15 protein-coding genes and 4 pseudogenes are annotated in these 13,387 nt (G+C 61.4%); 9 read left to right on the top strand and 10 right to left on the bottom strand.

Going from position 1 to position 13,387, the window contains the following annotated elements; all coding sequences use genetic code 11:
• Positions 1 to 282: 282 nt before the first annotated feature.
• A complete protein-coding gene (locus tag ABD884_RS12620) occupies positions 283 to 696 on the bottom strand; it encodes a hypothetical protein (protein ID WP_345046102.1) in 414 nt (137 codons plus the stop codon).
• A 587-nt stretch (positions 697 to 1,283) separates the two neighbouring features.
• Here ABD884_RS12620 and ABD884_RS12615 point away from each other — a divergent pair.
• Positions 1,284 to 1,450: pseudogene (locus tag ABD884_RS12615) on the top strand (IS3 family transposase); the annotation flags it as partial.
• Here the strand turns inward: ABD884_RS12615 and ABD884_RS12610 are convergent.
• Positions 1,440 to 1,748 carry a hypothetical protein gene (locus tag ABD884_RS12610; RefSeq protein WP_345046101.1) on the bottom strand — a complete coding sequence of 103 codons (309 nt, stop codon included), beginning with the start codon at positions 1,746 to 1,748 and terminating at the stop codon, positions 1,440 to 1,442. The pseudogene ABD884_RS12615 and the gene ABD884_RS12610 overlap by 11 nt on opposite strands.
• Between ABD884_RS12610 and ABD884_RS12605 the strand changes: the two genes are divergently transcribed.
• On the top strand, positions 1,741 to 1,935 hold the full coding sequence (locus ABD884_RS12605) for a hypothetical protein (RefSeq protein WP_345046100.1): 195 nt from the start codon (positions 1,741 to 1,743) through the stop codon (positions 1,933 to 1,935). The genes ABD884_RS12610 and ABD884_RS12605 overlap by 8 nt on opposite strands.
• A 112-nt stretch (positions 1,936 to 2,047) precedes the next feature.
• On the opposite strand, the gene ABD884_RS12600 is transcribed toward ABD884_RS12605, so the two are convergent.
• From ABD884_RS12600 to ABD884_RS12590, 3 genes and pseudogenes are all read right to left on the bottom strand, one after another.
• Positions 2,048 to 3,127: an IS110 family RNA-guided transposase gene (locus ABD884_RS12600; RefSeq protein WP_345036717.1), complete on the bottom strand. Its 1,080-nt coding sequence runs from the start codon at positions 3,125 to 3,127 to the stop codon at positions 2,048 to 2,050.
• Positions 3,128 to 3,434: 307 nt separating this feature from the next.
• Positions 3,435 to 3,644, bottom strand: a pseudogene (locus ABD884_RS12595) (IS30 family transposase); the annotation flags it as partial.
• A 249-nt stretch (positions 3,645 to 3,893) separates the two neighbouring features.
• On the bottom strand, positions 3,894 to 4,592 hold the full coding sequence (locus ABD884_RS12590) for a tyrosine-type recombinase/integrase (RefSeq protein ID WP_345046099.1): 699 nt from the start codon (positions 4,590 to 4,592) through the stop codon (positions 3,894 to 3,896).
• 19 nt (positions 4,593 to 4,611) lie between these two features.
• Between ABD884_RS12590 and ABD884_RS12585 the strand changes: the two are divergent.
• A pseudogene (locus ABD884_RS12585) lies at positions 4,612 to 4,809 on the top strand (IS110 family transposase); the annotation flags it as partial.
• A 14-nt stretch (positions 4,810 to 4,823) separates the two neighbouring features.
• Here the strand turns inward: ABD884_RS12585 and ABD884_RS12580 are convergent.
• A pseudogene (locus tag ABD884_RS12580) lies at positions 4,824 to 5,171 on the bottom strand (transposase); the annotation flags it as partial.
• 7 nt (positions 5,172 to 5,178) lie between these two features.
• On the opposite strand from ABD884_RS12580, the gene ABD884_RS12575 reads away from it, so the two are divergent.
• The gene (locus ABD884_RS12575; RefSeq protein WP_345046098.1) at positions 5,179 to 5,496 is read left to right on the top strand and encodes a hypothetical protein; all 318 of its coding nucleotides are present in this window, start codon (positions 5,179 to 5,181) and stop codon (positions 5,494 to 5,496) included.
• 660 nt (positions 5,497 to 6,156) lie between these two features.
• Here ABD884_RS12575 and ABD884_RS12570 read toward each other — a convergent pair.
• Positions 6,157 to 6,720, bottom strand: coding sequence for a recombinase family protein (locus ABD884_RS12570; RefSeq protein ID WP_345046097.1), 564 nt, complete (start codon positions 6,718 to 6,720; stop codon positions 6,157 to 6,159).
• A gap of 176 nt (positions 6,721 to 6,896) precedes the next feature.
• On the opposite strand from ABD884_RS12570, the gene ABD884_RS12565 reads away from it, so the two are divergent.
• A complete protein-coding gene (locus ABD884_RS12565; protein ID WP_345046096.1) occupies positions 6,897 to 7,025 on the top strand; it encodes a hypothetical protein in 129 nt (42 codons plus the stop codon).
• A gap of 276 nt (positions 7,026 to 7,301) precedes the next feature.
• On the opposite strand, the gene ABD884_RS12560 is transcribed toward ABD884_RS12565, so the two are convergent.
• The 3 genes from ABD884_RS12560 to ABD884_RS12550 all read right to left on the bottom strand — a co-directional run bounded on the left by ABD884_RS12560 (position 7,302) and on the right by ABD884_RS12550 (position 10,899).
• A complete protein-coding gene (locus ABD884_RS12560; RefSeq protein ID WP_345046095.1) occupies positions 7,302 to 8,639 on the bottom strand; it encodes an MFS transporter in 1,338 nt (445 codons plus the stop codon).
• A gap of 123 nt (positions 8,640 to 8,762) precedes the next feature.
• Positions 8,763 to 9,776, bottom strand: a complete 1,014-nt coding sequence (locus ABD884_RS12555) for a PDR/VanB family oxidoreductase (protein ID WP_345046094.1) — start codon at positions 9,774 to 9,776, stop codon at positions 8,763 to 8,765.
• 28 nt (positions 9,777 to 9,804) lie between these two features.
• Positions 9,805 to 10,899, bottom strand: a complete 1,095-nt coding sequence (locus ABD884_RS12550) for an aromatic ring-hydroxylating oxygenase subunit alpha (RefSeq protein WP_345046093.1) — start codon at positions 10,897 to 10,899, stop codon at positions 9,805 to 9,807.
• Positions 10,900 to 11,060: 161 nt separating this feature from the next.
• On the opposite strand from ABD884_RS12550, the gene ABD884_RS12545 reads away from it, so the two are divergent.
• The 4 genes from ABD884_RS12545 (at position 11,061) to ABD884_RS12530 (ending at position 13,213) form a co-directional block, all read left to right on the top strand.
• Positions 11,061 to 11,684 (top strand): PadR family transcriptional regulator, encoded by a 624-nt coding sequence (locus ABD884_RS12545; protein ID WP_345046092.1) that lies wholly within the window; start codon positions 11,061 to 11,063, stop codon positions 11,682 to 11,684.
• 19 nt (positions 11,685 to 11,703) lie between these two features.
• Positions 11,704 to 12,159, top strand: coding sequence for a prevent-host-death protein (locus tag ABD884_RS12540; RefSeq protein WP_345046091.1), 456 nt, complete (start codon positions 11,704 to 11,706; stop codon positions 12,157 to 12,159).
• 3 nt (positions 12,160 to 12,162) lie between these two features.
• Positions 12,163 to 12,507 (top strand): hypothetical protein, encoded by a 345-nt coding sequence (locus tag ABD884_RS12535; RefSeq protein WP_345046090.1) that lies wholly within the window; start codon positions 12,163 to 12,165, stop codon positions 12,505 to 12,507.
• 469 nt (positions 12,508 to 12,976) lie between these two features.
• Positions 12,977 to 13,213: a hypothetical protein gene (locus tag ABD884_RS12530; RefSeq protein WP_345046089.1), complete on the top strand. Its 237-nt coding sequence runs from the start codon at positions 12,977 to 12,979 to the stop codon at positions 13,211 to 13,213.
• The last annotated feature ends 174 nt before the right edge of the window (positions 13,214 to 13,387 follow it).

Below are 13,387 nucleotides of genomic sequence, written 5' to 3'. Positions count from 1 at the left end.
CTGCCGGAGGGCACGCGTTTCCCCCGCCGCGGGCACAGCTGTCCACGAGGGGGCAGGCCGCCGTTTTGTTCTCCCGCGGAGGGAGGACCCAATCACCATTCCCAGCCACCAGTCACGACGGTTTCAGGTTATGGCCATGTTCGTGGCCAGGGCTGGACCCGGAACAGTACCGCGAATTTCCCGCTCCGTTTCCAGGACTCCTCGGCCACGACTGCGAATCCAGCCGCCGCTGGCGGGCACGATGTGTGAGCTCGCGAGCGAGGTTCCGGAACTCCCCGAGAGTTAGGGCTGAACGATATGAGGCTTGACTCTCGGGGAGCTTAGATTAGCGCGTCTTGGACGTGGCCAAGCCGTCTCTCCGTTCTTGCGACGGCGGTTCAGGTACTCTCCGCCAGCAGTTAGGAGAGCGGGGGCCGCTACATCGGTGCCAATCGTCGGGTCGACCGTGGGCACGGCAGCTACCGTTGGTGTCCTGTACTGAAGTTGGGACATTCCGCCGGACAGGTGTCCACTTGGACCGTTTGTCAAGTTGAACTCGGCGTCGGTGTGGAGCTTGCCGTCGGCTGCGCCCGGCTGGATCTGGACTGTGAACCTTATGCCACTTGGTTTGCCGTTGCCTGTGGCGGGGACCGTGATTTGGCCCTCGCAGGTCATGTTCTTTCCCCCGTTGGTTGTTGTGCAGTTTGTCATTCCCACTGAAGGATTTCCATCGTAGACGCCTTGAAACTTGGTTTCGCCGTGGACGTTTGTTCCGACGAAGATAGCGTTGGGCGGGGCGCTCAGGTAGGACTCGCCAAGTCGGTTTCCGGGGCAGGATAAATGTTAGTAATTTCTGCGCCAACATCGCCTTGGGTACCTGGTATTTGCGGGTTTCACGACCGGGTAGTACGTTGCCGCGGTTGCCGCGACCGCTCCGCCGGTCAGTATGGCGCCGGGTATTAGGACGTTGGTACCGGTTCCAAAGATGCTTTACGAATCTTAGTGGTCACGAGAGGATTCCCCATTTTTCTAATTTGGTAGTTTTGACGGTGAGCTGACGAAAACCGGCTAACGCTCGGCACAACGGAGTGTGGAGCTTGACCCCTCCGTGCACGCTTTCCAAAGACGCGTTTTGCTATTCGTTACCCGGCAGTACCCTCAGCCACGACTGCAAATCCAGTCACTGCTGGCGGGCATGAAACGAACTCCACACCATTAGTTACTTGATAGGCGCCAAATCATGACGTGAAACTATGAGAATTGAGGCTGATCGGGAATCAAGAACACCGGTCGTGCGCATTGCAGTGGAGGCACTGGAAGACATCATCGCCTAAACCGGCACCGCACCGAGCTACGTCCGCTGCGACAACGGATCGGAATTCACGGCCGCGGCACTGACCGACCGGTGCAACACCACCGGGTCGCTATCGCGTTCAACGCCCGATTCGGAAGGGAGCAACTCACCGGAGAGCAACGGTGACCGACTTGAGGGGCGCGGACTTGTTCATCTGGGCGAATGAGCAGCCGAAGTGTTCCTGAGCGCGTCCCCAGGGGCAACCTAGGTATGGCCGGGTTCTAGCTCCGGGAACGGAAGAGTCGCCGACCTGAAGGTTCTGTTTGAGGATGAAGAGAACGACGTCGAGGTTGAGCGCAAATTTGAAACCTTGATGGGTCAGATGGTCTGGGTGCCGCCGAATGAGCGCGACAGCCTTTGCCCCCAGCCCGCTATCGGACCCGGCGGTGGAAAACGTGATCGGGCTGATGCGCACCACCCGGATGCCGCACGCCCGCAACGACGTCGTTCCTGCGGACCCTGGAGTGGGTGCGGCGGCGCGAAAACCTGATACCCGCGGACCCTCCGGCACCGGCAAAACCCTGCTCCTGGAAGCACTCGGCCAGCAGGCCATCGATCAAGGCATGTCCGTGTCTTTGCCGGTTTTCGCCGACGCCGCATAGGGCTTCTACCGCGTCGTGGAAGCCTCCTACGAGAAGCGACCCTTGGCGATCAGCCGCCCGGTCAATCACTTGCCGCCAACTTGATTTCCAGGGGTCGACTCTTCTATGTCTGTCAAGCCGCGTTCATCGCTATTGCCGCGGCGCTGAGCGCGCGGTAGATGCGGCGCGCCAGGTAGCGTTTGATGCAACGACGAATTTCCTTGTCCGTACGACCCTCGGCGCGTCGCTTCTCCACGTACTCGCGGGTTTCGCCGTCATGGGTCATCCTGACGATCGCGACCATGTGCAAGGCACTGTTCAGGGACCGGTCACCGCCCCGGTTCAACCTGTGCCGGACAGTGTTCCCGGAGGACGCGGGGATCGGGTTTACCCCGGCCAAGGAGGCAAATGCTGCCTCGTTGCGGACCCGGCCCTTGTGTGACCACGCGGCGAGGCACTTCGCGGCGCTGATCGCCCTGAACCCCGTCTCTTCCAGCAACGGTGCGGCCTCGCTGACCTTCACGAGGTCGTCCAGCTGGTTCTCGTTGGCCGTGAGTTGCTCATCCAGCGCCAGGACATGTCTGGCCAACCGCACGGCCTCGGCACGGGCGATGGACAGGGAGAGCTCTTCCTCGCGGGAACGCCACTTTGAGACCTCCGTGATCTGGGCGCCTGTGAGCTTTTGGCGGGCATCGATGCCCAGGTCGTTGCCGCGCATCAGGGCGTTGAGGGCGTTGACCGACCGGGTCCGGTCCTTGCTCATGGATCCCCTGGCCGTGACCAGGATCCGCACGCCCTGGCGGACCCCGTCGTGAAGGCGTGGTCGGCGCAGCTTGTCCGCCGGCAGAGGCAGAACGGCCATGGCCATCTGGTGGGCGTCCAGAGCATCGGACTTGCCCACACCACGGCGCTTCTTGGCATCCATGCGCGGCGCCTCGGCGACTGGGAATCCATGGGTTGCCACGGTGCCCGCGAGGATCGCCCCGTAGGACGCAGCGCCTTCGATCACCCACAGGGTATCGGCGTCGGCGTTGGTGCGGCGTGCCACCCATTTGATAGCCCGGTTGATGCCAGCTGCGGTAGTCGGGAATGACTGCGTATCCAGCAGCGCGCCGTTGGTGGCGTCGAGGATGGCGTAGACGTGGTTGCGGGCGTGAGTGTCGACACCCACGACAAATGGGTGAGAATGCGCGACGATAGACAAGGCGGTCACCGTACTTTTCCTTTGTGATGGACTCGGGTGGTGGCCGTTATAGGCCGGCACCAGTCCGGGTAGGAATCACGTCGGAACAGCACTGTGATGGGTCACGCCCCGAGGGGTGGACAATCTTCTGATTAAGCTACCGAGGTGGGCCGGACGGGTACCGGCCACCCACCTGTGGACGGACAAGTCGACCCAATGACACCCTGAGGGTCAGTCGCAACATGAGTCACCTCCACGGGGCGGAACGGCCGGTACCTATCCTGCCAGCCAGTCCCAGACCAGCTACAAACAACTCTCACAGTTGCAACACCCGTGCTTAGCTGGCTATCAGTAAATCACGTAGACGCTCGGCCGGGGTGTCCCAGTCCAGTGTCTTGCGTGGTCGGGCGTTGAGGTCCTGGGCGATGTGTTCGAGGTCCTCGGGCCCGTAGGCGTTCAGGTCGGTGCCTTTGGGGAAATATTGGCGCAGCAGCCCGTTGGTGTTCTCGTTGGATCCGCGCTGCCACGGACTGGCGGGGTCGCAGAAATCGTCAGCGTAGCGGATGATCCGATACGTGGCCCCGCCCCGTTTCCGGTGCGAATCCCTGCGTTGCGAGGTGCCATGGGCATCTCAGAGGTCGCAGAAATGCTTGTCCAGTACCGTCAAGGCGATATTGGCCAGAAGCGGGGAAATGTTCCCTCCCTATGAGCAGCCCTGGGTTATGCGTAGCGGCCGGTGTTTGCCGCGGGTCGGGGCGGTTGTGACGACCGAACACTGCGCATAATCCTGGCGCGGTTAGAGGCTGGCGAGCCAGGTGAGCAGTTCTGGGTTCTGGTTCCATTCGGGCCGGTCGGCGGTGACGATGTCGGCGTGGACGGCTTCGAGAGCTTTGCGTTTGGCCTCGGTGGAGGCCCTCGCGTAGATCTCGGTGGTGGAGAGGTCGACGTCGCCGAGGATGTCACGGATGTAGGGTAGCGGAACGCCGCTGTCGTAGAGGTGCATGGCCCGAGTATGCCGAAGGATGTGTGGGCTCAGGCGGGCGTTGGCGAGTGCCGGATCTGTTGTCCGTGCTTGGTATTTGCGAAGGATCCAGGCGATGCCGCCGCGGCTGAGTTTGGCGCGGTGGTGGTTGAAGAACACCGGATGGTCTTCACTACCGGAGCGATCCAGCTGTTGCTCGGCGAGGTAGGCGTCCAGCAGCGTCGTGGTGTTGTCGTCGATCGGGATGTGACGGGTCTTGGATCCTTTGCCGGTCAGCGCGGCCATCGCGGGGTGATCCAGGCGGATGTCGCGGACGGTCAGGTCGGCGAGTTCTTGAACCCGTGCGGCGGTGTCGTAGAGGGTAGCCAGCAGCGTCGCGTCTCGTCGGCCGGCCCGGGTGGACCGGTCGGGTGCGGCGAGCAGTTGCCGCGTCTGGTCCACGGTCAGGTGGGCCACGCCAGGCCGGTCTTGTCTGCTGGCGGGGATCGCCAGGATGTTCTGGTAGCAGGCCATGCGGGCCGGGTCCTGTGTCTATCTCGCGGCCCTCTCCAGCCTCAAGAACAGCCCGGCCTCAAGAATCTATTACGACCGGAAGCGCGGAGAAGGAAAGTCCCACAAACAGGCCCTCATCGCCCTCGCAAGACGCCGCATCAACGTCCTCTGGGCCATGCTCCGCGACCACACCGCCTACCGGGAACCAATGCCAGGGATCAAAGCTCAGGCGGCTTGACAGAAACATTGAGATTCCCAATGGCCTGGGACGGCTCGGTCCTCGATCTCGGCGGGGCGTTCGGAAATGTTGATCATCGGGTCCCGGAAACGGCTGGTGCGTTCCTCGGGATTCCTGTGCTGCTTGCGGCGGGTCCGTCCGCTGCGCAGGGCCTCTTTGACCTCGCGTTTGAGTCCACCGAGGGCCTGGAAGTAGAGGGCCTGGTAGATCGTTTCGGGGCTCGCGCGCATCTGCTCGTCATCGGGAAATTCCTTGATCAGCAGTTTCGAGATCTGTTCCGGGGACCAGCGGGTGAGGAGCTTGGTCTTCACGTAGTCGTGCAGTTCCCCGTGGTTTTCTCCCGGCAGGGTTGACCTTGCCGGCCCAGTTATGCGCGGTGCTGATGTTCAATCCCAGCTCTTGGGCGGCCGCTGTGATGGTGCCGGTCCGGTCCAGAACGGCATAGAAGTGGTCCTTGTCCGCCTGGCTGTACTGGCGCTGCGGCCTGATCCCGGCGGCGTTCGCCCACTTCTGGCACGTGCTCCTGTTGATGCCGAGCTCCTGAGCCGCGGCGGCGACAGTTCCCAGACGCGCAACGGCGGACAGGAAATCCTGTCTTTGCGCACGGGTGTGGGACTGCTGGGAACGCTTCCCAGGTTCCCCGGCCCTCGAACCCTGTTCTTCCGTAAAAGGAGGATTTTTCCTTAAGGAGAGACTATTTTTCGATGGTGATTCCATGGGTGTTGCGACTCCCGATTATTCGGGGGCGTTGCAACGATCACTAGAACTCGCCCCGACGGGCAAACCAACATGCCGCCACCGGTCATTTCTAAGTTGCCGTTGACACCGCCATTTATCGCTGAGAGTCACAGACCAGCGCAAGCAGCCGCATATACCGGGCTTGTGAAAAGGGAAGGGTTCGGCAGCTTGTTGCCCGGTCGACGCCGGTCAGCTCACGGTCTACTTGTCGTGGAACACCCTCGTCATTACCGCTGTTGCGCTTCTCGACAAGCTGTTGGCCGGCCTGTTTGTCCTGTCGCTGCCGGACACGGCGCGCCGCACACCCCGGCTGTCTGGCTAACCTGCGCCGGCGGTCCACAGGAGGGAGCCGATGGTGAACGTCGCGGCCAGTGCAGGCCCGGTCCTCCTGAGAGTGTCGTCAGGGGCAATCTAGACCCGGTCCTCCTGAAGGTGTCGTGAGCCGCCCAAGTTTGGTTAGTGCGCGGGTGTCATACCCAAAGTCTTTTGCGCGGGTGAGCTGATCTTCCGGGGTTGCGCAGGCGGCTGCTGAGCGGCGGATCTTCCTTACTCGTTTGCACGGAGGCGTCCATTTGCTCAGTACACCCTGCACGATTCGTCTGTGGTGCTCTACTGGGGTTCCGGTTGAAGGTATTGGTAGACGGTTTGGCGGCTGACCCCGAATTCCCGGGCGAGTGCGGCTTTCGCCTCTCCGGTGGCGGCGCGCCGTACCAGGTCGGCCGCCTGCCCGGCGTTCAGCGCCTTGCCCCTGCCTTTGTAGACGCCGGCCTTTTTGGCCAGGGTGATCCCTTCACGTTGCCGTTCCCGGATGAGGGCCCGTTCGAACTCGGCGAACGCCCCCATCACCGACAACAGGAACGTCGCCATCGCGGTTTCGTCTCCGGTAAAGGTCAGGTTCTCCTTCACGAACCGGACCTGCACCTTCTTCTCGGTCAGCCGGCGGACGATGGCGCGGAGGTCATCGAGGTTCCGGGCCAGGCGGTCCATGGAGTGCACCAGGACGGTGTCGCCGTCTCGGGCGAAATCTATCATTGCTTCCAGCTGCGGGCGGTTTTGGTCCTTCCCCGACGCGCGGTCCATGAAAACCCGGTCGAGATGCTCGCCGTCGAGCTGCCGGACCGTGTTCTGGTCCAGTGTGCTGACCCGTATATAGCCGAAAGTCTGGCCAGTCATTGTCTCCCCATGGTGTCAGGGAAACTCTAAGAGTCCACCATCCATGTGTCAAGAAATGTCAATTTCGACCCCAGCCTGACACGTATCCATTGGGATCGTTTCACGCCGGGTTTACGTCTGTTTGGGGTGTAGCCAACTCAGACGAAATTTCGGACCTACGCCTTCTTGATCGCTATATGTCGCACGACGTAGTCACGAGCTGTCCTGTATGGCTGGCGTTCCGAAGCGCCGAGGCGCTGTTGGTGCGGCAGCAGCTAACTGATCGACGGCAGCCCATGGGGACGCTGCTTGACGCAGTGCAGTGAAAAGCCATCCCATTTGGGCTCATGACGAAGCAGAGGGCCCGCATCCTGAAAGGATTACGGGACCTCTGCTTTGCAAACATCCTGCTGCTTACACCTTCGAGGATGCCACGCCTGATGGCACAGTGAAAGTGGGCAACGGAGCCCAGTTTTCGCTGCGCTTGAACCACTTGGTGGGCGTCCGCATCGCGGCCGGCTGGTGGGTCAAGGGTGTGCCTTCGCCGAGCTCCGGGCCTCTGGCACTATTTGTGCACTATAGATTCAGGCCGTTCGTCGTGATCAGACTTCGGTGAGTTCCTCCGCGGAGGCCGTGTTCTTGGTGGGTTCTTTGGTCCGGATCATTCCGACAGCTGCGGCGCTGATAAGCACGACGACGCCGACGGCGAGGTAGAGCTGTACGGCGGACCAGGATGCATCAAGGAGGGCGCCGGTGATAAGCGGGGCAATGATGGCTCCGATCCGTCCGATGCCGATGCCCCATCCGACGCCTGTGCTGCGGACCGAGGCGGGGTAGAGGGAAGGAGCGAGCGTGTAGAGGCCGGCGATGCAGCCGTTGATGAGCATGCCCACGAGGACGCCGGCACCCAGGGCGAGCAGGATCACTGACGCGGAAGAGATGAAGACGACGATCATGACGGCTGAGAGCACTGTGAAGGCCACGAGGACGATCTTGCTGTTCCACTTGGTGGCGAGGACGCCGTAGAGGACCGCGCCAAATATCCCACCCAGGGTGAGCATCAGGCCGCCGGTAATGCCTTGGCTTTCCGTCATGCCTGCGGTGACCAGGAGTCGCGGGGTCCAGCTGTTGACGAAGTAGAAACCGAACATTGTGGTGAAGAACGCTACCCAGAGAAGAAGCGTGGAGCGCCGGTTGGCAGGAGTCAGCAGGTCAGAAATGGGGTTGGTTTTTGACTTGGCGAGGATCTGGACGTCTTGGAGGACGGTGGCCTCGGGGTGACCGGTCTTGCGGGCGATCCGGTTGAGGCGGTCCAGGACGTTGCGGGGCCGCTTCGTCATGAGGAAGTCAACGGATTCGGGCAGGAGGAACAGCAGGACCACCAGGATGCTGAGCGTGCAGATGCCGCCGAAGACAAAGACGGAGCGCCAGCCGTACTGGCTTTGGAGGTAGACGGCCGCGGCGCCGCCAAGGGTGGCTCCGATGCTGTAGCCGGCGGTGTAGATGCTGATACTCAGTCCACGGCGTTTCTTGGAGGAGTATTCGCTGGCGATGACGTTGGTGCAGGCAAGAATGCAACCAACACCCAGGCCCGTCAGGAATCGCCAGATGCTCAGCTGTGCCATGTTGCCAGCCGTGGCTGCCAGCAGCATGCCGGCGCCTGCTGCGCCCACCGAGCCGATGATCATGGGGCGCCGCCCGATGATGTCGGCCAGTGGGGCGAGGCAAAGGGATCCGATGGCCATGCCTACGAGCCCCGCGCTGAGCAGGACCCCCAGTTCGGAGCCTGTCAGGCCAAACTCCTTGGTGACGCCGTTGGCGGTGAAAGCCATTGCCAGTACGTCAAAGCCATCGAGGGCATTAAGCAGGACACACATGCCGATGATGGCCCACTGATATGGCGACATTTTCGAAGTGTTAATACGTTCACGCAGATCCATGGCATCTTCCTTGAAACCTAGGGAACTCCCGGCGGGAGCTACAGCTGTTTACGGCTGCACGGAGGTGCGGGCAGCCCTGAGGGGCAGAACAGGGTGTGTCGTAGTGGCTAGATCAGGGTGTGTCTAGGACAGGTCGATGGTGACAACGGCAGGGGCGCCTGAAGACTTGGCGTCTGTACGGGAACCTGTGGCGGAGCTGACGGCCCGTGAGACGCAGCAGCACATCTTCTTTGCAGCGTGGTGCTGCCGTTCGCTGTAGAAGACATCGCGGTGGTCGACGGCGCCGTTCAAGTTCAGGATGCGGACCTCGCAGAGACCGCACTCGCCTTTGCGGCAGTCGAACATCATGTCCACACCGGCGTCCTCGAGTGCTTCGAGCATGGAGCGGCCCTGCCCAACTTTTGCTTCGATGCCCAGCCGCGGAATGCGGACGAGGAACTCCTCCGGGTCGTACCAGCCGGAGTTCCCGAACGTCTCGTACCGCAGGTCGGGCATTGCCAGTTCGCGTTCGGTCCAGCCGCGGCGGACCGCATCCATCAGCCGGATAGGCCCGCACATGTAGAGTTCGGTTCCCGGGCCGATGCCGCCCACCAGGGTGGTCACGTCCAGGCTGCTTCCCTCGTCGTCGACGTGGACCTGCAGCCGGGCCCCGTGGATCTCCTGCAGGTCCTGCAGGTAGGCCATCGCAGCCCGGTTCCGGCCCGCGTAGACCAAGGTGTAGTCGGCCTTGACGTTGCGAAGGACCGCCGCCATGTTCATGATGGCAGTGATCCCGATGCCGCCGGCCAGCAGAACGTAGCGCTCTGCCCCGATCCGCAGCGGAAAGTTCTGCAGGGGCTGGGTGATGCGGAGTGTGTCACCGGGCTTGAGCGAGTGCATGTAGACAGATCCGCCCCGGGAAACGGGTGCCTTGAAGACGCTGATCACCAGGGTCTTCCCGAGGTCTTTGGATTCCACCACTGAGTAGGAGCGTTTCTCCTGTTCGCCGTTGATGGTAACTGTCAGGTCGATGTGCGACCCGGGCTCTGCATGCTTGGGTGCTGACGGTTCCAGTTCAATGCGCCGGATGCCTGCGGCCACCTCCGAGACGGCCACTACCGTTGCTGACTGCCAGACTTCGTTGTTGGTTGCTGCCATGGTCTTTTTCCTTGGAGTCCTTGTCCGGTCAGAGTGCCGCTGCGAGGCGGCCCTCTGCCTGGAGCATGCGCTCGATCAGCCTGCGGACCCACATGCCGCCTGCATCGATGTTCAGGCTGTAGAACTCGTAATCGGGATTGGCGTCGATGGCTTCCTGCTGGGCCTTCAGCATTGCTTCGTCCTCACCGAACACGCCGTGCACTCCATTGCGGAGCTGGGTAGTGATGAGCTGGCTGTCCAGGCAGTAGTTGCGCATGAACGCCCAGAAGTAGTGGCAGGACTTGGCTGTCTCCGGGCTGATGGTGTTCATGACGTAGCCGTTAACGCCCTGGCTGCGATCCCCGTCCGGGGCGCCTGTGCCGGCCTTGGCAACGCCGACGTCAATGCGGATAGTGGAGGGCGCCTCGAAGCGGATGATCTGCCAGCGGTCCACCTTGCCTTCGAAGCCGGGGAACTTGTCCCGCATGTTCTTGAGCCAGAACGGCGGGGCATCGATGTTGAGCATCCACCGCGACACAGTGACGGTGCGGTCATCGTGCGTGACCACGAATTCGGACTCGCTCAGCTCCTCCTGGCCGATGCTGGAGGCATGGACAAATTCCTCGTGGGTGAGGTCCATCAGGTTGTCCAGGACCAGCTGGTAGTTGCACGGCGCGAAAATGGTTTCCCCATCCCCGGCCCAGTCCTGGCTGTCCATCTGATGCATGTCCGGGACAAGGCCGGGATCCGCCTGGGTCGAGTCGCCCAGCCAGACCCACACAAACCGATGACGCTCCACCACCGGGAAGGACGGGACAGTGGCCGAGGGGTTGATGCTCTCCTGCGCCGGCATGGACGCGCACCGGCCCGCAGAGTTGTACACGATGCCGTGATACGGACACTGGATGCCATCCTTGCCAACGGTCTTTCCCATGGACAACGGCGCCAGACGATGCCAGCACGCGTCCGCCAGGGCCACGGCCTTACCGTCCTCGGTGCGGTACAGCGCCAGCGGGCGGTCAGCAATCCTGCGCGCCAGGGGCTTGCGGGTGACTTCGTGATCCCACGCGGCGACATACCAGGCATTCAGCGGGTGGCCGAGGACTTTATTGGTGGTGGAATTGCTGGACTGGAGCACGGTCATCTTTGGCCTCTTTCCGGTGCCTGGCGTCTTTTCTCAGCGGCATGCCAGGCGTAACAAGATTTTTCTGGGGATGCCTTCAACTATCTATGTCCATAGTTGGTGGCTTGGGTCACAGACTATCTATCGATATAGTTATTGGCAAGACCTTGAAGGGAACTAACGTGAGTCTTCGCTACGCGCTTCTGGCTTTGCTTTCCGTGGAGCCCATGACCGGCTACGACCTGGCCAAACGATTCGAGTCTTCGGTTGCCTTCGTGTGGCATGCACCTGATTCACAGATCTATCCGGAGCTGCGGAAGATGACCAAGGAGGGTCTGCTGCAGGCGGAGGAAGTTTCGTGGGGGCCCCGGGGCAAGAAGACGCAGTACCGGATTACCGAGGACGGCCGGGCCGCATTCCGTGCATGGATGCAAGAGCCCCTGGAGTATTCCCGTGAGCGAGATCCCGTGCACCTGAAGGCCGCCTACCTGGAATGGGCGGAACCCGGCGCGGCGCGGGAGCACATGCAGGCCCACATCGACTATCACACGATGCGCCGCGATCAATGGGCGGACATGATCACCGGGCTGCGGGCAGGCACAAACGAGATGCTGAGCAAACGCCTGGCTGCCACCCCCGAAGCCGACCGTCAACGCACCATCGAATACAAAGTCTTCACCTACGAAGGCCTGATCGCGCGGGCGGAGACGGAAATCGAATGGGGCAAACGCGGGCTCAAACTCATCGATGCACTCTCGGGACCTGCACCGCAAGCAGGACGCCGTGCAATGGACTTCAGAGCATGATCTGAAGTAGGGTTAGGTTATGAGCGCAGTAGCCACTTCCCGAACGACTTTTCAGTCATCCGAACTAAGCCGCGCCTCCGCTGAGGCCTTTGCCGCTGCAACCGATCACCCGATTCAGATCACTCGCCGCGACGGTGAGTCTCTTGTTCTCATGTCTGAGAGCGCCGACCAGGCACGGGCTTCTCTACTTGAACTGGCCGCGCAGCTGATAGCCGTCACCACTAGTACCGAGGGAACACTTGCAACCCGAATGAGTGATCGCTTTCCGTGGATGCTTGCCTTGAGCGAGGCAGACCGGGAAGCCTGCTCCTCAGAAATCGTGGCAGCGGCGCGAGCCTCTTTTGCCACCAATCAGCACCATTTGGCCGTCGCGGCAGTAACTGCATGGCGGGAGACGGCAACTGCCATCGCCGCCGGACTCGGCAAGGAAGCAATCGAATGGCTTGACGACACTGAACCTGTCGAGCGTCCCTGAGGAATGGCGAAGAACGAAAAGGTCGAGAGGCCGACTAAGAAGAGCGAGTATGAGCTTCGTTTCGCTTCTGTGCAGGCCAAACGCGGCTGGACGGATCTGAAAGCCACGACCAGGAACGCCCTGGTGGATTCCTGGGACTTCCTGACGCGGTCACCGCAAATGACGACACCGACCAACTACCAGCTGCGTGGTGAACTGGGCCGGGTATCACGAGATGGTGTCACCCACGACAGATGGCAGCACAAGCCCACTCTAAAAGGTGATGCACGCATCTGGTTTTACGTGGTGGACCAGACTGTTTACCTGGAGCACGTCCATACGAGCCATCCAAACGAAACGAAGTCATAGCAGTCCGACTTCAACAAGGATGTGCGCCCTGCCTTCCAGCCGTTAGAAACCTTCCCGAATAGGCGGTAGCCAAGTCGAAAGCACAGACCGTGAACTAAGAGCCGGTTGCTGTTAGGGGGGTGGCGCACTGCGGGGCTATCGTCGGACGCCGACGGCCCGTCCCGTCCGATACGCGAAGTCAGAGGCGGCGCTCAGCGTTTGCGTCAGAATAGCCGTGAAATCTCGATTTATTGACGCTGGCTCATGAAGTTCTCAGATCCCACCCTGACAGTGGGAGGGCCGGAAAACGGGGCCGCCGTTGCTCAAGAAGCATCGATAGTCCATAGAATCTGGACTTGATGAGCATTGCTTCAGCAGCCTCTGACCGATATCGCATGTTGCGACTGGACACGTATCGAAAGCAGGACCGGAGTTCCGCCCCCCCAGGCCAAATCCTCCCTTGTCAGATGCCCTGACGTCAGGTTGCGGTGTGCCCCAAACTGACGTCAAGGCTTGGCATGCAATTTTAACGCCGTCCTGCCCCGAATTCGGGGGCACAATCGGCGTTGCCAGGCATGCTGCGGAACCCGTCGCTGACCGGTCTACGAGACCCGTCCGTTTTCAACGGCTTCCTGACGGCATGCAGATACCACCTCTGCTCATGGCCATGCCTCAATCGCGTCTCGCACTGCTTGAGCTCGGCAGTCAGTTCGAACGCCAGCGGTGATGACTCGGCCGGATCGAATGCTGCTCGATCTATAACGATCCGGTGGGCCAAACACTGCGATGAAAGGGCTTCAGAAGCTAGGAGGCAGCGGGGGGCGCTCTGCACGTGGTCTCGTCGAAGGATCGCTTCTCATTCGGTCGAGGAAGAACTCGCATGCCTCGCTTTCGCTGAAGA

It is taken from the genome of Arthrobacter methylotrophus (assembly GCF_039539965.1).
Lineage (GTDB): Bacteria > Actinomycetota > Actinomycetes > Actinomycetales > Micrococcaceae > Arthrobacter > Arthrobacter methylotrophus.
This window is presented reverse-complemented; position numbering and strand designations above follow the sequence as displayed.

Coding starts and splice junctions, on each gene's coding strand:
- ABD884_RS12565 (WP_345046096.1), top strand. CDS start 6,897: ATGTCGCACGACGTAGTCACGAGCTGTCCTGTATGGCTGGCGTTCCGA.
- ABD884_RS12570 (WP_345046097.1), bottom strand. CDS start 6,720: ATGACTGGCCAGACTTTCGGCTATATACGGGTCAGCACACTGGACCAG.
- ABD884_RS12590 (WP_345046099.1), bottom strand. CDS start 4,592: ATGGCCTGCTACCAGAACATCCTGGCGATCCCCGCCAGCAGACAAGAC.
- ABD884_RS12535 (WP_345046090.1), top strand. CDS start 12,163: ATGGCGAAGAACGAAAAGGTCGAGAGGCCGACTAAGAAGAGCGAGTAT.
- ABD884_RS12550 (WP_345046093.1), bottom strand. CDS start 10,899: ATGACCGTGCTCCAGTCCAGCAATTCCACCACCAATAAAGTCCTCGGC.
- ABD884_RS12575 (WP_345046098.1), top strand. CDS start 5,179: ATGCGCGGTGCTGATGTTCAATCCCAGCTCTTGGGCGGCCGCTGTGAT.
- ABD884_RS12605 (WP_345046100.1), top strand. CDS start 1,741: ATGCGCACCACCCGGATGCCGCACGCCCGCAACGACGTCGTTCCTGCG.
- ABD884_RS12540 (WP_345046091.1), top strand. CDS start 11,704: ATGAGCGCAGTAGCCACTTCCCGAACGACTTTTCAGTCATCCGAACTA.
- ABD884_RS12555 (WP_345046094.1), bottom strand. CDS start 9,776: ATGGCAGCAACCAACAACGAAGTCTGGCAGTCAGCAACGGTAGTGGCC.
- ABD884_RS12560 (WP_345046095.1), bottom strand. CDS start 8,639: ATGGATCTGCGTGAACGTATTAACACTTCGAAAATGTCGCCATATCAG.